The sequence below is a fragment of the Nodosilinea sp. FACHB-131 genome (assembly GCF_014695395.1).
Lineage (GTDB): Bacteria > Cyanobacteriota > Cyanobacteriia > Phormidesmidales > Phormidesmidaceae > Nodosilinea.
This window is the reverse complement of the sequence record NZ_JACJOF010000025.1, coordinates 63,281-88,111: the sequence shown is the minus strand read 5'-3', so window position 1 is coordinate 88,111 and position 24,831 is coordinate 63,281. Positions and strand designations below refer to the sequence as shown.

Genomic DNA, 24,831 nt, shown 5'->3' with positions numbered 1-24,831 from the left:
CCTTGGGCCAGCGGTGGGTGCCTTCGTCGTTTTCATGTTCTTACGGCAAGCCAGTATGAGACACGCGCTAAACATTTTGGTCATTTGTGTAGTAAGCCTCTGCGCCTGGCTGCCGATGGCACCGGCCCTGGCCTACGACAACCCCGAACTCTTGCCTGACACCCAGACCGCTATCATCGACCTGGCCAAGTCGCTCAGCGCTCGCCAAGAAGAGAGCCTCGACTCTAAGCTCAATGACTTTGAATCTGAGACGGGCTGGAAGCTGCGGGTGCTGACCCAGTATGACCAAACCCCAGGCCGCGCAGTAAAAGACTTTTGGGGCCTAGACGATCGCAGCATCATGCTGGTAGCTGACCCGCGCGGCGGCAACCTACTCAACTTCAGCGTGGGCGATGCTGTCTACGACCTGTTGCCCCGCACCTTCTGGATTGAGCTGCAAACCCGCTACGGCAATCAGTTCTTTGTGCGCGAAAACGGCGAAGATAATTCCATTCTTAGCGCTCTTGAATCGATTCAGGGCTGCCTGCGCCAGGGGGGCTGTAACGTGGTGCCCGGCCTGCCCCAAGAGCAGTGGGTGCTGACACTGATTACCTCCATTGTCGGCGGCGTGATCTGTGGATTTGCGGCCCATCCCCGCAAGCCCGGTCAGATTTTTGCCTGGCAGTGGGTGCTGATTTTCTCGCCACTGTGGGGAATTTTGTTCTTTGCCTTTGGCATTGGCCCAGTGGTGACCCGCACCAGCGACTGGCTACCTCTGACGCGCAACATTGCCGGTTTTTTGATTGGTGCTTTGGTGGCCTACCTCACACCCATCCTTGGCAATCAGCCCTCCAATTCTGAAACCTAGGGCGGGCGGCTCAACGTAAGCAACGCTGGTCTATGCACAGTGGGCATTGTTCTGAGGAATGATGCCCACTGTGTTTATGAGGAAGTGACCGGATCAGAGCTTGACTCCTTTGAACCAGCGGTGCCACCGCATCTAGACTCGAAACCCCCAATTCCAGACCGTGACATTCATTGGGGTTAGCCTGTTAACTCCCTAAATTGGGAATGTCCAAGCAGAATGCTGAACTACACCGTTTGGGCCGTCATCACGGCGTTGACTGTTGCCAGCAGTCGTCGGGGGTCGATGGGTTTGCTGACGCAGTCGTTGGCTCCAGCTCTAAGGGCTTGCTCTGTTTGGTCGGGGCTGTCTAGATCGACTAGGGCCAGAATTTTTGGCTCTGGGGAACTTGAGCGCTGGCGCAGGGTGGCAATGATGTCGTTGCCATCGGCGCTGGCTAGGCTGAGGCTAGTAATCATGGCGGCGGGCTGAAGCAGCTCTACCTGGTCGAGCACTCGCGATCCGTCCACAATCCAGATGACTTGGTAGCCAGCGGCGGTGAGCATGTCACAGATGATGCTGGCAGTTTCTTCGTTGTCTTCGACCAGCACAATGCGCCCCACGACGGGTTCAGCCGTGAGCGATGGCTCAGTGACGAGGGGTTCAGTCGATCGCTGTAGCGGGATTCTGACGGTAAAAATAGAACCCTTGCCGGCCTCAGAGCTGACTTTGATGGCGCCGCCGTGGAGCTCGACCAGCTGCTTGGTGAGGGCTAGGCCCAGGCCCGTGCCCGGGTGTTCTCGCTGGAGCACACTCTCAAGCTGCTGAAACTTGCCGAACAGCAAAGATTGGGCAGCGGCTGAGATGCCTATGCCGGTGTCTTCAACTTGAAAGACGGCGTCGTTTTGCTCGCGCCGCACGCGCAGAACAACTTTGCCGCCGGCATTGGTAAATTTGACGGCATTGCTGAGCAGGTTGGCCAGAATTTGTCGCACCCGCCGGGGGTCGGCTAAGAAGGCGTCTTGGCCGTTGGGCAGCTTGAGGTCAAGGGCAATGTCAATGTCGTTTTGGGCGGCCTCGGTGCGAAAGGCATCGACGCTCTGGCGACACAGGGACGTGAGGGAAAACTGACGCACTTCTAAAACGGTGCGCCCAGCCTCAATTTTTGACACGTCGAGAATGTCGTTGATGACGCGCAGCAGATGCTCGCCGCTGGTTTGAATGGTGGAGAGGTAGTCGCGCTGGCGGGGGGTGAGTTCGCCCAGGGACCAGCGCAGCAGGGTGGCCGACATGCCAATGATGTAGGTGAGGGGGGTGCGCAGCTCGTGGCTCATGGTGGCTAAAAACTCGGTTTTGGCCCGGTTGGCGGCCTCGGCGGCCACCAGGGCATCGCGCAGGTCTTGGGTGCGTTCGACAACACAAACCTCCAGGTTTTGGGTTTGCTGCTGGAGCTGGTGGTAGAGCTGGGCCTGGCTAATGGCGATCGCCAGGTGTTCGGCGATGTGCTGCAAAAACTCAGTTTCCCAGGGTTGCCACTGGCGCAGGTAGTCGCACTGGTGCACAATCAGCAGCCCCCAGAGCTGCTGCCCCACCAAAATAGGAGCTACGGCCTTTGACCTCACCTGCATCTGTTGGAGAAAGGTGGCCATGCAGGGGGCATGGGGATAGGCCTGGGCCACGTCGTCGATGGCGAGGGGGTGCCCGTGGCGGTAGCGACGCTCCTGGTGGGGATAATCGGGGTGGTCGTGAAAGCAGAGGTCTTCGGTGTAGTTGAGTACCGAGGCGAGGCGATCGCGCGATCGCGACTCGTAGGTGATGTAGCCAATCGGGCCTGCCCCACTGAAATGGTCTGGAGCAGCGCTATCCATCGATTTAACTGGAGTGCTGGGCACCTGGTCGAATTGGTAGATCAGCAACCGATCGGCCTGGAGAAACTGGCGCACCTCGGCCACAGTGGTTTCTAAAATTTCGCTTAGCTCTAGGCTGCCCTGAATTTTGGTAATCACCTGGTTGAGCAGCAGGCGACGCTCTCGCTGCCGGTTGATGACGATTTGAGCCGGCACCTCGGCACAGGCCTGAATCCAGGCCAGCATAAACTGGCTGAGGGCGCTGAGGCTGGTGGCAAATACGGGCTGGCTCAGGCCCCGCTGGGCCAAAAATGCTTCTACGACGGCAGCTTCGGCGGTGAGACCAACCACGACGTGATCGTCATCCTGAGGGTGCGCCGTTACCACCACCGCAAGTTCTGGCCCCCCGAGACACCAAAAACTGTCGTCGTCAGGGGTGTCGGCGGGTAGGTCAGCTGCGGAGAGCAGGGTCAGCTGGTGCTGCTGGCAGTACTGACGCAAAAACTGCTCTAGCAAAACTAGAGCAGCCTTGGGCATGACCTGTTTGGTGCCATGGGCTATAGAGTCAGGCATTTCTATATTCTGAGGCCGAGGGCGCCCACTGCGGTGGTTCGAAACGGGGAGTTGCCAAAGAAAGCCTTAAGGTTTGGGCAGCCCCATGTTGGGGAGTCCCTATGGTAGCTTCCGTTGAGGGCCGACCCTGGCTTACGCTAGAGTTCCTTCAGATTTGTTGTTGTTCTAGAGACCGCCCATGCATCGCTTAGCCGCTACCCCCGGCGGCTGGACGCCGGATACTGAGGGCGTCATTTTTGTCGAGCAGACCCCAGCACCGCTGGTGTTTCTCACCGCCGCTGACACTGAAATTCAGAGCCTGGCTCGGGCCAGTTTTCCGGTCGATTTTCCGGCCCTGCGAGTGGCCAACCTGCTTCAGCTTCAACAGCAGTTGGCGATCGACACCTACGCTGACGATGTGCTGCGCCACGCCCAACTCATCGTGGTGCGGCTGCTGGGGGGTCGCGCCTACTGGCCCTACGGACTGGAAGTCGTCAGGGATATGGCTACCGAAACCGGGGCTGCCCTGATTGTGCTGCCCGGCGACGATCGCCCCGCCCCCGATCTAATCAGCCATTCCACCGTGCCGCTGACGGTGGCCAACCAGCTGTGGCGCTACCTCAACGAAGGCGGCGTCGAGAATATGGCGAACGGGTTGATGTGGGTGTGCGATCGCCTTCTCCACACCGCCTACCACCCCCCCGAGCCCCAGGAAATTCCCAAAGTTGGGGTATATCCCACTGGTCAGCAAGAACTGGACCCCGGCTCCCTCTCCCCTAGCCCCTCTCCTGTGGGGAGAGGGGAACTGGAGCAGACAACGGCCAAAATCGGCTTGATCTTCTACCGGGCTCACTACTTGGCGGGCAACACTGCGCCCATTGACGCGCTGTGTGCGGCCTTGGTGCAACGGCATCTGCGTCCGGTGCCTGTGTTTGTGTCGTCGCTGCAAGATCCTGAGGTGCAGAAGGATTTGGTTGCTCTGCTTAGGCCTAAAGAGGGCCAGGGCATTGACGTGCTGCTGAATACTACCAGCTTTTCGGTGGCGAAACTGGACGGTGCCACGCCCAATTTAGATCTGTGGGAAACCCTGGACGTGCCGGTGCTGCAAGTGATTCTTAGCGGTGGTACCAAAGCCGCATGGGAAAGCCAGAGCCTGGGCCTCTCGCCCCGCGATATTGCGATGAATGTGGCCCTGCCCGAGGTGGATGGGCGCATCATCACCCGCGCTGTTTCGTTTAAATCGGTCAACCAGCGCAGTGAAGCGTTAGAAACCGATGTGGTCACCTACGAGCCGGTGGGCGATCGCATCGCCTTTGTCGTTGACCTAGCTGCCCGTTGGGCTACCCTGCGCCGCACCCCGGCAGGCGATCGCCGCATCGCCATGATTCTCGCCAACTACCCCAACCGCGATGGCCGTTTGGCGAATGGAGTTGGTTTAAACACGCCTCAGAGTGCGATCGAAGTTCTCCACGCCCTCAAGGCGGCGGGCTACACCCTGGGCGACATTCCCATCAATGGCGACGACCTAATTCGCCAGCTCACCGCAGGGGTAACTAATGACCCCGAAGGCCGCGATTTTCGGGAAGTTCGCCAGTTCCTGTCCTTGGCTGATTACCGTCAGCATTTTGAGACTTTGCCGGAAGCGGTGCGTGTTGGTATGAGCGATCGTTGGGGCATGCCTGCGGGAGATGGGGAAGATGGAAGAGATGAGGGGAAAATTCAAAATTCAAAATTCAAAATTCAAAACTCTCTACCCCCTACTTCCCACACCTTACCCGCCCCCTTCCCCATTCCCGGCATCCAGCTCGGCAACATTTTCATCGGCGTTCAGCCCAGCCGGGGCTATGACCTCGACCCCTCCCTCAACTACCACTCGCCCGATCTGGAGCCGACCCACGACTACCTGGCCTTTTATCTCTGGCTAAGGCATAGCTTTGGGGCTCAGGCGATCGTTCACCTGGGCAAGCACGGCAATTTGGAATGGCTGCCTGGCAAGGGCGTTGGCTTATCCCAGGACTGCTACCCCGAGGCCATGTTTGGCCCCATGCCTCACCTGTACCCGTTTATCGTCAACGACCCCGGCGAAGGTTCTCAGGCGAAGCGGCGCGCCCAGGCGGTCATTCTTGACCACCTCACTCCACCGCTGACCCGCGCCGAACTCTATGGCCCCCTCGAAAAGCTGGAAGGTTTGGTGGACGAATACTACGAAGCCCAAAGTTTAGATCCGAGCCGGTTGGCGCTGATTGGCGATCGCATCCTCACCCTGCTCACTGAAACTAGCCTCCTAACCGAAATTTCCCCTACCCATCCACCCATCCACCCATCTACCCACCCACCCATCCCCACCCTCCTCCCGACCCTCGACACCTATCTTTGCGACCTCAAGGAAGCCCAGATTCGCGACGGGCTACATATCTTCGGGCAATGCCCCGATGGCCAGCAACTGCGGGACTTGATTGTGGCGATCGCCCGCCACCCTGGTCCTGGCCGACAGGGATTAACGCGAGCGATCGCAGAATCCTGGAGTCTCGACATCGATCCCCTCACTGTTGATCTAGGTGAACCCTTCATCCCCTCGTCCCCTCACCTCTCCACCTGCCGCATCGCTGGAGACGTTGTCGAGGCCTTGGAAGAGGAAGCGTCGCGTTTGGTGGAGGAGTTATTGCCACAAGTTGCTGCCCCGAGCCGCCCTCTCCCTAGCCCTCTCCCTCGGGGAGAGGGAACCGGAGGACGTTCTAGCTCCCCTCTCCCCCAGGGAGAGGGGCTGGGGGAGAGGGAAGAGGAGTTGGGGGAGAGGGGGACAGTCCTCGCCACTGAACTCCACTGGATTCAGCACAGCCTCATCCCCGCCCTGACCCGCACCACCGACGAGATCGCCAATTTGCTGGCTGGCCTCGACGGGCGCTACGTGCCCAGCGGCCCGGCTGGAGCCCCCACCCGCAATCGCCCCGACGTGCTGCCCACCGGGCGCAATTTCTTCTCGGTAGATATTCGTGCCATTCCCACCGAGAGCGCCTGGGATGTGGGGCGGCGGGCGGCGGAAGTGCTGGTGGAGCAGTACACCCAGGATCACGGCGACTATCCCCAAACCCTGGGCCTGTCGGTGTGGGGCACCTCCACCATGCGCACCGGCGGGGATGACATTGCTGAAGCCCTGGCCCTGATGGGGGTGCGCCCGGTGTGGGATGGCCCCTCGCGGCGAGTGGTCGATTTTGAGGTGCTGCCACTGTCGGCGCTCGGGCGGCCCCGCGTCGATGTCACCCTGCGGATTTCGGGCTTCTTTCGCGATGCTTTCCCCAATCTGATTGACCTGGTAGACCAGGCCGTAGTGGCGGTGGCGGCTTTAGATGAACCGCCAGAGCAAAATCCCCTAGCGGCGCGATCGCAGCAGGAGAGTGCCGAATGGCAGCGGCAGGGGCTGACGGCAGAGCAGGCGGAGCTGCGATCGCGCTACCGCATCTTTGGCTCTAAGCCAGGAGCCTATGGGGCTGGCTTGCAGGGGCTGATCGAATCGCAAAACTGGACTAGCGACGAAGACCTGGCCCGTGCCTACCTAAACTGGAGCGGCTACGCCTACGGTCGCGACGCCCAAGGCCACGCCATGCCCGAAGCCTTTGAGCAGCGGCTCAAGCATCTGCAAGTGGTGCTCCACAACCAGGACAACCGCGAGCACGACCTGCTCGACTCCGACGACTACTACCAATTTCAGGGGGGCATGACGGTAGCTGCCAGAACTCTCCAGGGGCAGCAGCCCGCCACTTACTTTGGCGACAACGCGGTGACGGCCAAGCCCAAGGTGCGATCGCTCGACGCCGAAATTGCCAAGGTCTACCGCTCCCGCGTGGTCAACCCCAAGTGGATCGAGGGCGTCATGCGCCACGGCTATAAGGGGGCCTTTGAGATGGCCGCCACCGTCGATTACCTATTCGCCTACGATGCCACGGCCCACTGCGTCGCCGACCATATGTATGAAGGCGTGGCCCAGGCCTACCTGCTCGATCCAGCGGTGCAGGCCTTTGTGCAAACCTCAAACCCTTGGGCGCTGCGGGATATGGCCGAGCGCCTGCTCGAAGCCAACCAGCGGGGGCTGTGGGCCACAGCTAAGGCCGACATGCTAGATGGCCTGCGGCAGATCGCCAACCAGGCGGAAGGGGTGCTAGAAACCCAGCAGTTCGATCGGGGCCAACCCCAAGCAGAGTAAGCCTGGGAGCGATCGCCCCAGCAGCGTCGGGCGGCACTATACCCCTTCCGCAAAATTGGGCTGTATGGTGGGACGCTCTCCAGCGATCGCCCCAACCCCGCTAAAGGGGCAACCGCTAGCACGTCAGAGGCTGCCGAACCGACGCCTCTGTGGTCCGTTGCAGGTAGGCTCGCGTAATCTCCAAAATTCGCTGGGAGGCCTGACCGTCGCCAAAGGGGTTGATCGCCTCGGCCATGGTCTGGTAGGCCGCGGGGTGCAGCAGCAGCGTCTCGGCCTCGGCCAGCATGCGGTCGGCATCGGTGCCGATCAGCTTGGCGGTGCCTGCCATCACGGCCTCAGGGCGTTCCGTGTTATCCCGCAGCACCAGCACCGGTTTACCCAGGCTAGGGGCTTCTTCCTGCAAGCCGCCCGAGTCAGTCATCACCAGGTAGCATCGCTGAATTGCGCCCACCAGTTGGGTGTAGTCGAGAGGCTCAGTCAAAAAGGCGCGGGGATGATCGCCAAGGGCGGCCTGGAGGGGTTCTCGCACCGTCGGGTTGCGGTGCAAGGGCAGCAGCAGGGCGGTATCGGGGAACTGTTCGAGCACCTTGAGAAACCCCTGGGCGATCGCCCCCAGGGGTGCGCCCCAGTTCTCACGCCGGTGTACCGTCGATAAAATTACTCGGTGGCGGCTCCAGTCTAGCCCCGGCACCTCGCAGCCGGGATGGCGATCGGCCACCGACAGCAAGGCGTCGATGACGGTGTTGCCGGTTTGATGCAGATTGCCGGTCACCCCCGATCGCTCTAGGTGCTGCACCGAGAGAGCCGTGGGCGCAAAGTGCAGCTGGGTAATTTGGGAGACCAGCCGCCGGTTAGCCTCCTCGGGAAAGGGGTTATAGATGTTGTCGGTACGCAGCCCGGCCTCGACATGGCCCACCGGAATCTTTTGATAAAAAGCCGCTAGGGCCGCGGCGAAGGCCGTCGTAGTGTCGCCCTGCACCAGCACAATATCGGGGCGACGTTCTTGAAACAGCGCCTCCAACCCCTGCAGGCTGCGACAGGTGATGTCGGTCAGGGTTTGGCGGGGCTGCATAATCGCTAAATCTTGGTCAGCGCCTAGGTTAAACAGCGCCATGACCTGATCCACCATCTCCCGATGCTGGCCGGTGAGCAGCACCTGGGTGTCAAAGTCGGGGCACTGACGAAAACACTGAATCACCGGCGCAAGTTTAATCGCCTCGGGGCGAGTGCCCAACACAATGCAGACTTTAAACGGTGGAGCCATAGGGAACTGCCCTCTGAATGCAAAATCATGCTCAGAATAACCTGTTCATGCCACCTTCCCAGAAAGCCTAAGACCCGACGATATTATTGCCATAGATATTTTTGGGTATGACTCGATGCTTACCATAGATAAGAACAACGTGTTGCCCGATCGCTACAAGGAGTAGCCACAGCAACGGGCCACATCTATGGAGCCTAAGAGGAATCCTATGACCGGGCATCTGGCCAATCAGATTCTTTGGGTGGGGGAGAATTCATCGGCATTGGGACGCGATCGTCCTGTGTCTGAACTGGCGATAGTTGCCCTAGAGCAGGTCGATGCTGCCCTGGCTCACCTCGCCGCTGGCCATCGAGTTGACGGCATTTTGCTGAATTTGGCTGACTCGGCAACGACGGCACTGGCTCAGCTAGGGGCGCTTCAGGCCCAAGCACCTGACGTGCCGGTGGTTGTGCTAGTTAAACCGGACCAGACCGCCTTGGGATTAGAGGCGGTTTGGTCTGGGGCCGAGGACTACCTGATTTGGGGACAAACCGCCGCTGAGATTGGTCGAGCCCTGGACTGTGCTCTGGCCCGTCGCCGCAGGCCGCGATCGGAGTCGGCGATCGCGGCCTACGGCGACATTGGCGAACGGGTGCAGCTTGACGCTGAACATCGACAGAACGAGGCGCGCTTGACCACCCGCATTCGTCAGCAGGCCACCTTGCTCACCAGCGCCGAACGCATTGGCAACATGGGCAGCTGGGCCCTCGACTTGAATACCAACCACCTGGTCTGGTCGGCGGGCACTTATCGCCTGTTTGGCCTGCATCCTGAAGATCCCATTGAGAGCTTTGAGCGGTTCATCGAGCGGGTGCTGCCCGAAGATCGGCCCGAACTGCTGAGCAACCATGCCCAAGTCGGTAGGTTGAGCGGAATTTTGGAGGTCACCTACCGCATTCGTCGCCCCGATGGGGATGTGCGCTGGCTGTCGGACCGGGGCAACATTGAGGTAGACGCCGAGGGGCAACCCTGCCGGCAGCTAGGCACGGTAATCGACGTGACTGCGCAGAAGACGGCTGAGGCTACCCTGCGGGCCAGTGAAGAGCGGTTTCGGCTGGTTTCGAAGGCCACCAACGATGCCATTTGGGATTGGGACTTGAGCACCGATGTCACCTGGCGAGGCGAGGGGTATAAAACTCTGTTTGGCTACGACGACGAGGATGTTGAGGCCTCTTACGACTGGTGGCGTAGCCGCCTGCACCCCGACGATCGCCAGCGGCTGCTGGCCTCAATGCAGACAGCCCTGAAGGGAGACGCTACTAGCTGGACAGATGAGTATCGCTTTCGCTGCCACGATGGCCGCTATGCCTACGTCATGGATCGCGGCTATGTGATTCGCAATGAGCAGGGGCAGGCGATTCGGATGATTGGCGGCATGCTTAACCTCACTGAGCAAAAGAACCTGGAGGCGCAGCTGCTGCAAAGCCAAAAAATGGAGGCCATTGGCCAGCTAACCGGTGGAGTTGCCCATGACTTTAACAATCTGTTGACGGTAATTTTGGGTAACGCCGAGCTGCTGGTCGAACTGCTCGACACTCAGCCTCGGCTGCGATCGCTGGCCGATATGATCAGCGGAGCGGCCCATCGGGGGGCTGACCTCACCCAGCGCCTGCTGGTCTTTGCCCGCCGCCAAATCCTCGACCCCAAACCCGTTGATGTCAACCAGCTACTTGACCGCATGGATGCAATGCTGCGCCGCACGTTGGGAGAACAGGTGGAGGTGCGCTGTCGCTACGACGCTTACTTAGGGTTCGCCCTAGTCGATGCCAGCCAGCTGGAGAATGCCCTGCTCAACCTCTGCCTCAACGCCCGCGATGCGATGGGTGGCGTAGGCTGCCTTACCCTCACGACCGCTCAAACCTGCATTATCTCGCCCAGCGACAAGCCCCAGGGCGACTTCTCTCCCGGCGACTATGTTGTAATTGCTGTGTCAGACCATGGGGCGGGTATGGGGCCAGAGCTGTTGAGCCAGGTTTTTGAACCGTTTTTTACCACCAAGGCCAAGGGCAAGGGCACCGGGTTAGGACTGAGCATGGTCTATGGCTTTGTCCGCCAGTCCAACGGCTACGTCACCATTGACTCTGAGCCAGGGGTAGGCACCACCGTGCGGCTATACTTGCCGCGATGCCGTGATGGTAGGCCAGCTTTAGAGGGCCGTCGCAGCCCACAGCTTTCTCCTCTATGGGTGGACGCTTGTTCTAGTGGCTCAGAGCTAATTTTGCTGGTTGAAGACAACGCTCTGGTGCGCGACTACGCCCAGCAGCAGCTCGAAAGTCTGGGGTATCGGGTGTTAGCGGCAGAAAATGGCCCGACTGCCCTAGAGCTGCTCCATCAATGGCCTGAAATCGATCTGCTGTTTACCGATGTGATCATGCCCGGCGGCATGACTGGCTGCGATCTGGTAGCTGCGGCCCACCAGCTGCGGCCGCAGCTGCGGGTCCTCTACACCTCTGGCTATACCGAAAATGCCCTGGTGAACCAGGAGGCTCAAGAACCTGGAATCTTACTGCTAGCCAAGCCCTACCAGCGAGCTGAGCTGGCCTACCATGTTCGTCAAGCCCTCGCCAAAGGTTAGCTTAGAGAATGTTTTCTCGCGGCCCAGCTCTAACATTTCGGGTGCCTCGCCCCTCGCCCCGCTGGGCTCGGGGGTTGACCCTCGCTGGGTTTGTGGGGGTGTTTCTGGCCGATATAGTCACCCCCCTGGGGTTTGCCCACGGCATGCTGTATCTGCCGCTAGTGGCGGGGGCGGGGCTGTCTCGCAATAGCCGGTGGGTTGTGGGGGCGACCGTGGCTGGTGTGGGGCTAACGGCGGCGGGCTTTTTTGTGTCGCCCTCAGATCTGACGGGGTCGGCCCTGGCCTATGCGATCGCCAATCGACTGGTGGCGGCTCTAGCAACCGCCACTACCGGTGGTCTCACTCTGGCAATTTTGCAGTACTTTCACCGGGTTAAAGAGGCCCAGCAGTTACTCAGCGAGACCTACGACACCTTAAGGACTCAGCAAACTCTGCTGCAAATCGCCAGTGAGAGCGGTCAATTGGGCGGCTGGATGGTGCGCCTCGACCCCCAATTGGTGAGTTGGTCTGAGGAAGTGTGCCGCATCCATGAGGTCGAGCCGGGCTTTGCTCCCACCGTGGCAAAAGGAATTGAGTTTTATGCCCCTGAGTACCGCGATCGCATTGCCACCGTCTTTGCTGCCTGCACCGAAACCGGCCGGCCCTTTGACGAAGAGCTGCAAATTATTACGGCCCGCCAGCGACGGGTGTGGGTGCGCGTCATTGGCCAGCCCCTGCGCAACGACCGGGGCACCATCGTGGCCGTGCAGGGGGCATTCCAAGACATCACTGCTCAAAAGCAGGCCGAAGCATCTCTAGAGCGCAGTGAGCAGCGGTTTCGCCAGCTGGCCGACGCTATGCCCCTGATCGTGTGGACCGCCGAGCCTAACGGCACCGTCGACTACGCCAGCCATGCTCTGCGGGTCTACACCGGCATCTATGACCCTGATACGCCCCCAAGCCAGATCTGGATGACCCTGCTGCACCCTGACGACGTTGACCCCTGCTTGGCCATGTGGACGGCGGCGGTGCAGTCTGCCAGCCCCTACCGGGTTGAGCTTCGGACGCGGCGCTATGACGGCGACTACCGTTGGCATCTGGTGCAGGCAGTGCCCATTCGTGACGAAGCCGAGCAAATCGTTAAGTGGTACGGCACTGCGATCGAAATTCACGACCAAAAGCAGCTCGAACAGGAGGCCCGCCAGATTGCCGATCGCCTCAACACCACCCTGGAGAGCATTACCGACGCTTTTTTCACCCTTGATCGCCAGTGGCGCTTCACCTTTGTGAACCGTAGGGCTGAGCAAGTGCTGCTGCGCCAGCGAGCCGATCTGCTGGGCCAATCCCTGTGGGAAGCGTTTCCAGAGGCGGTTGGGACTGTCTTCGAGCAGCAGTACAAAATGGCCTTGGCCGAGGGGCAATCGGTCGAGTTTCGAGAGTTTTATCCCCCCTTAAACGTTTGGTTTGAGGTGCGGGCCTACCCCTCTATCGAGGGCCTGACCGTGTATTTTCAGGATGTTACCGATCGCATGGCCCTTGAAGAGCGTCTGCACCAGTCGCAGCGGCTAGAATCTGTGGGGCAGCTGACTGGTGGCATTGCCCACGACTTCAACAATCTGCTCACCGTCATCTTGGGCAACGCCGAGCTACTGAGCGAAATGCTAGAAGCTGACCCACACCTGCACCCCCTGGCAAAGATGATTGGCAGCGCCGCCCAGCGGGGAGCCGAACTCACCCAGCGGCTGTTGTCCTTTGCCCGTCGCCAGGCCCTCGACCCCGAAGCGGTGGATGTCAATCGGCTGATGGCCGGTATGGATGGGCTGCTGCGCCGCACCCTGGGCGAGCACATTGCCATCGCTACCGTGGAGAACGCCGAGCTGTGGCCTGCCCTAGTCGACCCAGCCCAACTGGAAAACGCCCTGCTCAATCTCTGCCTCAATGCCCGCGATGCAATGGTTCAAGGGGGCCAGCTCACCCTTGAAACCGCCAACACATACCTCAGTCAAGACTACGCCAGCCAGCATGTGGAGGTGGTGCCGGGGCATTACGTCATGGTGTCGGTGTCGGATACGGGCGTAGGCATCGACCCCGAGCATCTAGAGCGCGTGTTTGAGCCCTTCTTTACCACTAAAGAACAGGGCAAGGGCACCGGCCTGGGACTGAGCATGGTCTACGGCTTCATCAAGCAGTCGGGGGGGCACATCAAAATCTACTCCGAGCCGGGTCACGGCACCACCATCAGAATGTATCTACCTCGATTTTGGGGCGATATTCAGCCTTCCCTGCCCGCTCCAGAGGGAGTGGTGGTCGGCCAATCAGAGCTAATTTTGCTGGTGGAAGACAACGAGCTAGTGCGCAGCTACGCCCACGATCAGCTGGTTGACCTGGGCTACCGGGTGCTGGCGGCCAATAGCGGTCCGGCTGCTCTGGCCATGCTCCACCAGCAAGACAACGTTGACCTGCTGTTTACCGATGTGGTGATGCCCGGCGGCATGAGCGGGCGTGAACTAGCTGAGCTGGCCCAGCAGATCAAGCCGGGGCTGCGGGTGCTTTACACCTCGGGCTACAGCGAAAATGCAATTGTCCATCAAGGCCGGTTGGATGCGGGCATACAGCTGCTCAGCAAGCCCTACGGCCGCACCGAACTCTCGCAAAAGATTCGAGAGGCGCTGACTGCTCCCCGCTGCCCATGACCTAATCTCCTCAACTTTTCCCTGGCTGAGCTGCGGCAGACCTATCCAAACTAATTGTCGTCTCCAACACAATCATGATGTGGGCAATGCCCGAGCGCATCTATTTAGCCTGGTAAGCCCTCATCTACAACGAAAGACACGGGCCAGGGCACCGCGCAAAGGCTTAGCATGGTATGTAGGTTTGCCCAACAGTCCAACGGATCGATCGCGATCGCGCTGAAGCTGGGGCAGGGCTCGCCGGTTAGGCTATGTTCACCCAAACATCACGGAACCCAAGACGTTTCTGAAAGCGTAGCGATGGCAGTCTCTGCGATTGGTCAAGAACGGTTTTTCCTAGTCAAAGACCATAACCTGGTGTGTAACTACGGGCATCGGCTAGCAGCAGCGGTCCTGAAAATTGTTCAGCACAGGTCATTATTCACCCAGGGCGGCTCGCTCTGGAGTCAAGGTGCTGAGTAAGCCCTGCTGGCGGGCCAATTTAGTCCAAAAAGTTGGCGATGTGCTGGATGGGTAGGTGTGGGTGGGCAGGCTGAGAGGAAATTGGCTGGGGCCATGGCAGCACGAGAACGGTTTGAGGGGGGCAATGGGCAGGGCATGGACGATCGCCGACTGTTGATTTTAGATGACGATCCCATGACCGGGGAAACCATTCAGCGGATTGCTGAATTTGCTGGGCTGGAGGTGTGTTTCACCCCCGACCCGGATCGGTTCTTTGACCTGCTCCACGAGTGGCGGCCCACCCACATTGCCCTCGACCTGGTGATGCCCACCATGGATGGGGTTCAGGTTATGGCACGGCTGGCCAAGCTATCCTGTCGGGCCAAGATCATCATCACCAGCGGCGTCGGCAGTCGAGTGCTTGATGCGGCCGGGCGATCGGCGGTCGAGCACGGCCTCGATATTGCCGGGGTGCTGGCCAAGCCCTTTTCGCCCCCTCAGCTGCGAGAAATGCTGCTGGGCCAAGTTGCCAGCCCGCTCCTGCCGGCCCCGGTTGCCGGTGCCCCTCTCCCGCCGGAACTGACCCCAGCGGACCTGCACCAGGCCCTCGATCGCCGTGAGTTTGTGCTGGCCTACCAGCCCAAAGTGCTCTGTACCACGGGTGAACTGGCCGGGGTTGAGGCCCTGGTGCGGTGGCGTCACCCCGCCTACGGTCTGTTGCCGCCGGGGCGGTTTATTCCCCTGGCGGAGAGCTGTGACCTGATTGACCCTCTCACCGATCAGGTCATTGAGCAGGCCCTGGCCTGGTTTGGGCCGCTCTGCAAGGCGGGGGCAACCCCACTGTCTCCAGCGATCTGCAACCAGCTGATGCTATCGGTGAATATTTCGGCCCGCACCCTGGGCAACGGGGCTCTGTTTGAGCGCGTGCAGGAGCGCTGTCAGGCCCAGAGTGTCGACCCTACCCGGCTGATTTTTGAGCTTACCGAAACCAGCGCGATGGATGACCCAGTGGCCTCCCTCGATCTGCTCACCCGACTGCGGATGATTGGCTTTCACCTGTCGATCGACGATTTTGGCACCGGGTTTTCGTCGATGCTACAGCTGGTGCGGCTGCCCTTCTCAGAGATTAAGGTTGACAAGTCGTTTGTGATGACGGCGATGACGTCTCCCGAGTCGCGCACGGTGGTGAAGTTTATTGTGGATCTGGGCCACAGTCTGGGGCTGCGCTGCACCGCTGAGGGGGTTGAGGACGCTGAAACTCTCGATTATCTAACTACCATTGGCTGCGACCTGGCCCAGGGCTACCACATCGCTCGCCCCCTAGCCGGCAACGATTTTTGGCCCTGGCTGGCCGCTCGCGATCGTTATGCCCTGAGGGAGAGCTAGGAAACCGCCCTGGGCTTTAAAGTTCAGGCAGGGGGCGTCTGCAGCGCTGAGTTTGCCCAAACCTATCAACTACAGCCCGTTAACTACAGACTGTGAAGGTCGAGGGCGCGTCGATCGCCCCGCCGAATGTGAGGGCATCATAAAGAAAGCATGCAAACCCACATGTTTGCATACAATTCGCCACACGGGCTCAGGATGAATAATTTAACCGACGACGCTGAACGGCTGGCGGCGGTGCAGCGCTACTACATCCTCGATACGCCGTCGGATCGGGCCCTAGATCGGATTACGGCGATCGCCGCTCGCCTGTTTCAGGTGCCTATGGCGTTGGTGACCATAGTCGATCGCGATCGCATCTGGTTTAAGTCGCGCCATGGGGTGACCCTGGAGCAGATCGACCGAGAGTTGGGGCTGTGCGCCTCGGCGATTTTGCAAAGCGAGGTCTATGCCATTGCCGACGCCCGTCAGGACCCGCGCACGCAGTTCCATAGTCTGGTGCAGGGCGAGCTGGGCCTCAGGTTTTACGCCGCCGCTCCCCTCATCACCCCCGATGGCCATACCCTCGGTACCCTATGCATTCTCGACCGCCAGCCCCGCCAGCTCACCGCCGACGAAGCCCAAACCCTGGTTGACTTGGCCGCCGTGGTGATGGATCAGCTAGAGCTGCAGCTGTCGAGCCGCCAGCTGATAGCGACCACAGTCGCCCAGCGAGTGGCCATCGAAAACCTCTACCATCGGGCTCCCTGCGGCTATCACTCGCTCGACAGCAACGGGGTATTTATTGAGATTAACGACACCGAGCTGGGGTGGCTGGGCTATGACCGCGAGGCAGTAGTGGGCCGGCTGCGCTTTTGGGATGTGATTACCCCAACCAGCCAGGCTACCTTTGCCGCCAACTTTCCTCTGTTTAAGCAGCGAGGCCGCATTGACGACCTGGAGTTTGAGCTGGTGGCGGCCGACGGCTCCACCCGATGGATTTTGCTCAACGCGATCGCTGAGTACGACGAGCAGGGCAACTACGTCAGTAGCCGATCGACAGCCTATAACATTAGCGATCGCAAACGCACCGAGATCGCCCTGCGACAGCTAAATCAGTCGTTAGAGGTCAAGGTGGCTGAGCGCACCGCTGAGCTGGCCGAGCGCAACGCCGAGCTAGAGGCCAGCAACCGCGCTCTTCACCTGAGCAACCGACGGTTTCGCAACGCCTTTGACTACGCCGGCATTGGCATGGCCTTGGTCAGCCTAGAGGGCCATTGGCTGGAAGTGAACCGTTCCCTGTGCGAAATTACAGGCTATGGCGAGGCCGAGCTGCTCGCCACCACGTTTCAGGCCATTACCCACCCCGACGACCTAGACACCGATCTAGACCTGGTGAGGCAGCTGCTCAACCAAGAGATTCGCCACTACCACCTAGAAAAGCGCTACCGTCACCGCCAAGGCCACTGGATTTGGGTGCTGCTCAGCGTGTCAATTGTGACCGACGAGCATCAGGTGCCGCTCTATTTTGTGTCTCAAATTCAGGATATCAACGAGCGCCAGCAGTCAGAGCTGGCCCTGCGCAAAAGCCAAGCCATGCTGCTAGAGTCCCAGAGTGTCGGCCGCATCGGCAGTTGGGAGTATGACGTTGCCACCCAAAACGTCATCTGGTCCGCCGAAAAATTTCGCATCTTGGGGCGCGACCCTGCCTTGGGCGAACCCAGCTTCGACGAACTGCTGCGGCTTTACCACCCAGACGATAGCGACCACCTGCGCCAGGCAGTCGAACACGCCTTGACGACTGGCAAACCCTACAGCATACGAATCCGCTGTACCGGCAGCGACGGCACCATCCGCTATCTCAACGATCGAGGTCAGGCTGAATGCAACGCCCAGGGTGAGGTCGTGCGTCTGTACGGCATTGCCCAAGATATTAGCGATCGCGTGCAGGCCGAGCAAGAGCTGCGCGAAATCAGCACCGCCCTGGCTCATGCCGTCGAGGGCATTTCGCGCTTGGACAACGCCGGGCGCTACGTCAGCGTCAACCAGGCCTATGCCGCCATGGTGGGCTATAGCCCGGAGGAACTGGTGGGCCAACCTTGGCAAATTACCGTTCACCCCGACGATCTAGGTCGGCTCAACCAGGCCTATGACACCATGCTGGTTCAGGGCAGTGTCAATATCGAAGCTCGAGGCTGGCGCAAGGATGGCTCCATTTTCCACAAGCAGTTGTTTATGGTGACGGCCTACGATGACCGGCAGCAGCGCCAAGGTCACTACTGCTTTATGAAAGACATCAGCGAACGAGCCCAGCTCGAAGCCGAGCGCAGGCAGGCCGAAAGTGCCCTACAACAGGAGTTAGAGCGACTGTCTGAGGTGGTCGAGACCCAGCAAAAGGTGGCCCTGGTCAATCCCCATCTCGAACAGGTGATGACGGTGATCGCCGCAAGTGCTCTATCCCTCACCCGCGCTGATGGGGCCGCCGTTGAACTCCTTGAAGGCACCGAACTCGTGTGCCAGGCCGGCAGCGGCATCGCTCAAGCCCATTTGGGCTGGCGACTGCCCCTGACCGACAGCCTGGGCGGACAGTGCCTCACCGAGGGCCGCACGCTGTACTGCGCCGATGTGGATCTCGAGGGGTGGGGCAAGTCCTCTGTTATTCAGGCTCTGGGGCTCCGATCGATGGTGGTGGTGCCTTTGACCTATCAGGCAGAACGGGTCGGCGTGATCAAAGTCTTCTCACGCCAGCCCAACGCCTTTACGGGGTCTGATCGGCAAACCCTACAGCTGATGGCGGGCTTTTTGGCGGCCAGCTTACACTCAGCCAGGGAGTTTGAGGCCAAAACTACCCTACTGCAGGAGCTTCAAGACAGTGAGGAGCGCTATCGGTCAGTGGTGGCGGCCCTCTCGGAGGGGGTAGCTGTGGTGCAGGCAGACGGCACCCTGCTCACCTGCAATGCCAGCGCGGCCAAGATCCTAGGACTACAGATCTGGCAGATCGTAGGGCGATCGCTGGCCGACATGACGTTGAACTTTATCCAAGACGATGGCTCTCCCTGCCCCAACGACGACCACCCAGTGTGGATCACGTTGAGAACCGGGCAGCCCGTCAACAATTGGGTGCTGGGTCTGGTCAAACCCCACGGCACCACCTGGATTTCCTGCAACACCCGTCCCTTGCAGCACCCAAATAACCCCCAATCCTATGCGGTGGTGCTTTCGTTTACCGATATTACTGAACTCAGGCGATCGGAGGTGGCAGCCCTGCGGCGGCGGGCTGAGCAGGAGCGGCTGCTGAGTGAAATTGCCCAACGCATTCGCCAAACCCTCGACCTGAAAGCAATTCTCACCACTACCGTGACTGAGGTGCAGCAGTTTTTGGGCACCGATCGAGTGATGATCTATCGGTTTGAGGCCGATGGCAGTGGCACGGTGATTGCCGAAGCCGCGACGCTGGGGCTGCCGTCCCTGCTGGGTCAAAGAATCCAAACCAGCGCCGACAAAACCCACCTGGCGAGTGATCAACGAGGCGAGGTCAGAGCCTATGCCGATATCCAGACGGAGGAGACGATTCCCAGCCATGTGGATCACTTGATCCAGGCCAAGGCCAAGGTGATTGTGCCGATTGTGCAGAACAACAACCTGTGGGGCATGCTGCTGGCTTACCACGGCCAGAGCCCGCCCCCTTGGGAAACCTCTGAGCTAGACGTGCTGAAGCGGCTGGCTATTCAGCTGGCGATCGCAATTCAGCAGTCGCAGCTTTACCAGCACATTCAAAACGTCAACCGCCAGCTCGAACATCTGGCCACCCACGACGGCCTCACCCAGGTGGCCAACCGGCGCAGCTTTGATACCTATCTTCAGCAGGAGTGGGGCCGTCTGCTGCGAGCACAGGCTCCCCTGAGCCTGATTCTGTGCGACATTGACCACTTTAAGCAGTACAACGACACCTACGGTCACCCAGCAGGGGATGTGTGCCTCCAGCGGGTCGCTCAGGCCCTAGAGCAGGCAGCCAAACGCCCCGCTGACCTGGTGGCCCGCTACGGCGGCGAGGAGTTTGCCCTGGTGCTGCCCAACACTGATCGGGCTGGAGCCGAGGCGATCGCCCGCGCCATTCAGCAGGCCTTGGTAGAGCTGGCGCTGTTTCACGGTGCCTCGCCCCTGGGCCAGCGCATCACCCTCAGCCTCGGCATTGCCAGCGTCGTGCCCACCGTCGAGCAGCAGCCTCAAACCCTAATTGACCAGGCTGATGCCGCCCTCTACGCCGCCAAGCAGCAGGGGCGCGATCGCTACCAGGTATTTCATCTGGAGCAAGGGCCACCCAGTTTGGGCAACGGAGCCTGCTAAGTGGGAGGATCTACTCCAGCATCTCCAGGTTGCGCACGCCGCCCTGGTCAGCGCTGGTGGCCAGCAGCGCGTAGGCTTTGAGGGCAGCGGTCACCCGCCGCTGGCGGGGCTGAGCGGGCTTCCAGGCGTTTTTGCCTTTAGCCTCCATGGCCACCCGGCGATTGGCCAACTCCTCCGCCGATAGATCGACGTTGATGGTGCGGTTGGGAATGTCGATCAAGATGCGATCGCCCTCTTCCACCAGGGCAATGTTGCCGCCCGCCCCCGCCTCTGGCGAGGCGTGGCCAATGGAGAGCCCTGAGGTACCGCCCGAAAAGCGCCCGTCGGTGAGCAGCGCACAGACCTTGCCCAGGCCCTTTGACTTCAGGTAGCTAGTAGGGTAGAGCATCTCCTGCATACCCGGCCCGCCCTTCGGCCCCTCGTAGCGAATAATCACCACATCGCCCGCCTGCACCTCATCTTTGAGAATGCCATTCACCGCTGCATCCTGGCTTTCGTAGATGCGGGCCTTGCCCTCAAACACCAGAATGCTCTCGTCGACACCAGCGGTTTTGACAATGCAGCCACGCTCGGCCAGGTTGCCGTAGAGCACTGCCAGGCCGCCCTCGGCACTGTAGGCATGGTCGACACTGCGAATGCAGCCCTTTTCGCGATCTAAATCCAGCGTGGGCCAGCGGGTTGACTGGCTAAAGGCCTGCTGGGTAGGAATGCCCGCCGGGCCAGCCTTAAAGAAGGTGTGAACGGCTTCGTCGTCGGTGCGGCGCACATCCCAGCGATCGAGGGAGTCCTTCATTGTGGGGCTGTGAACGGTGGGCACCTCGGTGTGCAATAGCCCGGCGCGATCCAGCTCGCCCAAAATGGCGGGGATGCCGCCCGCTCGGTGCACGTCTTCCACGTGGTAGTCGGGGATATTGGGCGCAACTTTGCAGAACTGGGGCACCTGGCGCGAGAGGCGATCGATGTCGGTGAGGGTAAAGTTGACCTCGGCCTCGTGGGCGGCAGCCAGCAGGTGCAGAATCGTGTTGGTGGAGCCGCCCATGGCGATGTCCAGCATCATCGCATTCTCAAAAGCCTTGAAGCTGGCGATCGAGCGGGGCAGCACCGACTCGTCGCCCTGCTCGTAGTAGCGGCGGGTGATGTCGACAATGGTGCGGGCGGCGGTGAGGAAGAGATCTTTGCGATCGAAGTGAGTGGCCAGGGTGGTGCCGTTGCCCGGCAGCGACAGGCCGATCGCCTCGGTGAGGCAGTTCATTGAGTTGGCGGTGAACATGCCCGAGCAGGAGCCGCAGGTGGGGCAGGCCGAGCGCTCGTACTCATCGGCTACCTCGTCACTGATGCTGCTGTCGGCCGCCACCACCATGGCATCGACCAGATCGAGCTTGTGCTCCGAGAGCTTGGTTTTGCCCGCTTCCATGGGGCCACCGGAGACAAACACGGCGGGAATGTTGAGCCGCAGGGCCGCCATCAGCATGCCGGGGGTGATTTTGTCGCAATTGGAAATGCAGACCAGGGCGTCGGCGCAGTGGGCATTGACCATGTACTCAACCGAGTCGGCGATGATCTCGCGGGAGGGCAGGCTGTAGAGCATGCCGTCGTGGCCCATGGCAATGCCGTCATCGACGGCAATGGTGTTGAATTCTTTGGCGACGCCGCCGGCGGCCTCGATCTCGCGGCACACCAGTTGGCCCAGATCTTTGAGGTGAACGTGGCCCGGTACAAACTGGGTGAAGGAGTTGGCCACCGCAATAATGGGCTTCTCAAAGTCTGCGGTTTGCATGCCGGTGGCGCGCCAGAGGGCGCGAGCCCCGGCCATGTTGCGTCCCTGGGTGGAGGTTTTAGAGCGATAGGTCGGCATGGCGCGTTCTAGTCTATAGGGATTGTCTACAGTCTGGCTCTAGCACCTTTGAGACATGAGCGAGACCATAAACCGTAACAACCACAATAGCTGACTATACGGTTCAAGTTGCCTAGCGGATTGCCTATGATCTGCTTCTAGTTTTCTCAAAGGGGCAGCTCAATGCCGAAGAGTCTGCTGTATAGCAAAAGAACGAAGATAGAAAAGCGAAAAATGCACTGTGAGCCTGAATCTTGGCATTTTATGCTGTTTAACTCAAACTTCACCTGTTACGGTGACCGTCTTTGGCAGTTCCCATGGCCCAACTCACTGCGAAGGCACAGTAAGTTGTTGGGGAGCCCAGTAACGCTGAAGTCGTGGAGCCTGCCGCTCTAGCTTACGGTTTATTAACCGTAGCCAAAGAACGAAATAGGTAGGACTGATTGTGCCTGTTCCCTTAAATAAAGTATGCCCACTAATTCGCTTGAATTAGTGGGCAAATAGAGCTTACAACGTGCTCAAAGAGTGGTTTTTAAGATGCCAGACACCTTAGTTTTTAGCACTCTTAGTTGCTAAAACTAGTCGCTAAAAGCACCCTTAATGTTGTCCACAGCACGCTCAACAGCATTCATTGATTTTTCCGCTGCCTGCTCAGTGCGATCGGCGTCTTTGGATGCTTTTTGCTCAATGCGATTGCGATCGCGCTTGGCTTTGCGCTCAACACCGCTCCCCGTGTCATCAGCCTGATCGACTTTCGATGCGTTGCTTCTAGCCGCGTCTTTAACTTTATCTTCCGTACCACGGATTATATTTTTGGAAGCCCCTTTGATATCTTCAGCAGCACCTTTAACCTGATTGCCAGCGTCTGCAGACGCAATTAAGGTTCCACCAGGAGCAGCCATGGCTGAAATATTTGAGACTAGTGGGCTCTGCCAAACGAAGGCGATCGCAATTAGGCAGACCAGGGTTGCAGTCATTCTACGACCTAAGGCCGAAAGTTGGTTCATAAAACGATTAGACTTCATAGACATAGTCCTCATAGAATTTAACTATCTAGTTCTACCCTGCTAGCCGCGTTTACTAAAACATCCTCTAGATAGACTTTCCCTTGAGCTGATTTTGGGAAAATTTGCTAGCTATTGATGTTAATCTGTGAAATAACGCTAATTCTGGATCCCCTGCTTCACATCCCTCTTCAAAGAGGGTTTGTAAAAACTTCGATTGGTTAACCCGCTTTTTAGGGAAGACTAGCTGTCAAAATCATCCGCGTTAAGCAGAGCGGTTGCTACCAAAAAAACTGCACGGCAAAAAACTTACCCCTCTACTTTCAAAACAGGCGATACATAGCGCGATCGCTCATTTTTCCAGTAGAAGGGTAAGAGTGTCCTCGAGAGAGGGAGCAAAGCAGCATTTCTTTGCTGCGTGAGGTACAGTTCAATACCTAAATTTCAAAGGTTAGGGCGACTATGTACTTCACTCGTTTCGGAAATGCTGTATGGGGGCTGCCAACTATATTCCCTAGCGCTTCTGGCTAGAGACGGGATTGGTATTGGCATGGGTATTGGGATTGGTGTCTGGGTTGGTGTTGGGGTTATAAGCATTTTGCCCAACTCCGTCACCGGCAGACTTGCCGGGCAAGATGCTTTGAACCGCATCTTTAACGTTGTCTAGAACACCCTGAGCCTGGTCTTCCGGTGCCTGAGAGAGCCCTTTCGGAGTTCCTACGGGTTGGTCACTGCCGGACACATTTTGGCGGCCACCTGGCTCACGGGACTGACGCACATGTTCGGCTTCATAGGCTCTGCCATCGAGATTGTCGCCTGCCTGAGCAGCCTGAGTGTAGGTACCGATGGAGCCTACCCACAGGGCCATGGCTAGCACGCTGACAACGACCGTCTGGGTGGCTAGGCGACCCATCTGCACAGTTTGGAAACTTAAGCCTAGCCGCGCTAAAAAGTTAGAGAGCGGACGATAAAACTCGGCCGAAAAATGAGAGCGAAAAAGTGTAAGCATGGCACTATCCAATATTTTCAAAAATTGCTGGTTATTTGCCCGTCAAAAAAATTGAAGGCAAATAATGAGAAGTTCAGTGAATTAACTACCTTGAGATGGAGTTACCGCAGTTACGGCTAAGAAGGTCTTAGCGGTTTAGAAATGTGCGGGTTGAATATGGTCTCAGCCTAGGAGAATAGCTGCGTGTCTCCTTCGCTCTAAGGGCAGAAACTAAACCAAAGTCGGCCCCCCGTTCGGAGGAGATATCGCGAGAGTTTGTAGCTCAAACTACTGTATTCAACTGGTTAGTCAACGCTCGTAGGAGTGAAGGCCTCACTCGATCCGCACAGTCTTGGTTGTGATAACCATCCATGTCTCATCCCCGAGCGACCGTACCATTTTTTTGGGTCGGCTGCGTTGGACGGCATCGGGATGGGGCAGCTCCATATGTTGGGGTCGGCGTAGCTAGGGTGTAGAGGATTTTGATGATGCGGGCTAGAGCGGCGAGACTACCGTAAAGCATGTGGTGCACTCGCTTTGGCCGAGGATGGAGTTTGTCAGCTAGGCAGACGGAAGATTAGCGCCCCATTGGCGTCTGTTTCAAGGTATTGAGGGCATGGGGTCTGTTTCCTTCTGTGTTGCAGTGAGCAAGCCTTGTCCCAGGAGGGGGCAAGGTGGAGGAAAACAGGACGAAGAATCCTGGCTACCCATCAATGAAGTGCAAACTGAGGTGGCTAGGGTAGGAGTGCCCTCCTTGCGATCGCCCCGCTCACGGATTGAGTTGATACAAACTCAACACCGTGTTTTTTCAGCATGATGCGATCGCCCTCTAAACCTTTAACGGAGGGCACAGCAAAGCGATCGCGTGCAAGGTATTCATCCCTA

Annotated in this window: 11 protein-coding genes; 6 read left to right on the top strand and 5 right to left on the bottom strand. The window is 59.0% G+C overall.

Annotation, left to right across the window (positions count from 1 at the left end):
• Window positions 1-115: 115 nt before the first annotated feature.
• Window positions 116-847 (top strand): TPM domain-containing protein, encoded by a 732-nt coding sequence (locus H6F75_RS15585; protein ID WP_242020049.1) that lies wholly within the window; start codon window positions 116-118, stop codon window positions 845-847.
• A gap of 224 nt (window positions 848-1,071) precedes the next feature.
• Here the strand turns inward: H6F75_RS15585 and H6F75_RS15580 are convergent, their stop codons facing one another.
• Window positions 1,072-3,243: a GAF domain-containing hybrid sensor histidine kinase/response regulator gene (locus H6F75_RS15580; RefSeq protein WP_199303962.1), complete on the bottom strand. Its 2,172-nt coding sequence runs from the start codon at window positions 3,241-3,243 to the stop codon at window positions 1,072-1,074.
• A 178-nt stretch (window positions 3,244-3,421) separates the two neighbouring features.
• Between H6F75_RS15580 and cobN the strand changes: the two genes are divergently transcribed.
• On the top strand, window positions 3,422-7,423 hold the full coding sequence (gene cobN / locus H6F75_RS15575) for a cobaltochelatase subunit CobN (RefSeq protein WP_190753385.1): 4,002 nt from the start codon (window positions 3,422-3,424) through the stop codon (window positions 7,421-7,423).
• A gap of 115 nt (window positions 7,424-7,538) precedes the next feature.
• Here cobN and wecB read toward each other — a convergent pair whose 3' ends face one another.
• Window positions 7,539-8,687, bottom strand: a complete 1,149-nt coding sequence (gene wecB / locus H6F75_RS15570) for a UDP-N-acetylglucosamine 2-epimerase (non-hydrolyzing) (protein ID WP_190753384.1) — start codon at window positions 8,685-8,687, stop codon at window positions 7,539-7,541.
• A gap of 208 nt (window positions 8,688-8,895) precedes the next feature.
• Here wecB and H6F75_RS15565 point away from each other — a divergent pair, with 208 nt between their 5' ends.
• From H6F75_RS15565 to H6F75_RS15550, 4 genes are all read left to right on the top strand, one after another.
• The gene (locus H6F75_RS15565; protein WP_190753383.1) at window positions 8,896-11,301 is read left to right on the top strand and encodes a PAS domain-containing hybrid sensor histidine kinase/response regulator; all 2,406 of its coding nucleotides are present in this window, start codon (window positions 8,896-8,898) and stop codon (window positions 11,299-11,301) included.
• 8 nt (window positions 11,302-11,309) lie between these two features.
• Window positions 11,310-13,973: a PAS domain S-box protein gene (locus H6F75_RS15560; RefSeq protein WP_190753382.1), complete on the top strand. Its 2,664-nt coding sequence runs from the start codon at window positions 11,310-11,312 to the stop codon at window positions 13,971-13,973.
• Between the two features lie 552 nt (window positions 13,974-14,525).
• On the top strand, window positions 14,526-15,797 hold the full coding sequence (locus H6F75_RS15555; protein ID WP_190753381.1) for an EAL domain-containing response regulator: 1,272 nt from the start codon (window positions 14,526-14,528) through the stop codon (window positions 15,795-15,797).
• A gap of 195 nt (window positions 15,798-15,992) precedes the next feature.
• Window positions 15,993-20,120: a PAS domain S-box protein gene (locus H6F75_RS15550; protein ID WP_190753380.1), complete on the top strand. Its 4,128-nt coding sequence runs from the start codon at window positions 15,993-15,995 to the stop codon at window positions 20,118-20,120.
• 10 nt (window positions 20,121-20,130) lie between these two features.
• On the opposite strand, the gene ilvD is transcribed toward H6F75_RS15550, so the two are convergent.
• The 3 genes from ilvD to H6F75_RS15535 all read right to left on the bottom strand — a co-directional run bounded on the left by ilvD (window position 20,131) and on the right by H6F75_RS15535 (window position 23,967).
• Window positions 20,131-21,975 (bottom strand): dihydroxy-acid dehydratase, encoded by a 1,845-nt coding sequence (gene ilvD / locus H6F75_RS15545; protein ID WP_190753379.1) that lies wholly within the window; start codon window positions 21,973-21,975, stop codon window positions 20,131-20,133.
• Window positions 21,976-22,532: 557 nt separating this feature from the next.
• Window positions 22,533-22,979 carry a hypothetical protein gene (locus H6F75_RS15540; RefSeq protein WP_190753378.1) on the bottom strand — a complete coding sequence of 149 codons (447 nt, stop codon included), beginning with the start codon at window positions 22,977-22,979 and terminating at the stop codon, window positions 22,533-22,535.
• Window positions 22,980-23,472: 493 nt separating this feature from the next.
• Entirely contained in the window at window positions 23,473-23,967 is a 495-nt protein-coding gene (locus tag H6F75_RS15535) for a hypothetical protein (RefSeq protein WP_190753377.1), read from the bottom strand.
• Between the last annotated feature and the right edge of the window lie 864 nt (window positions 23,968-24,831).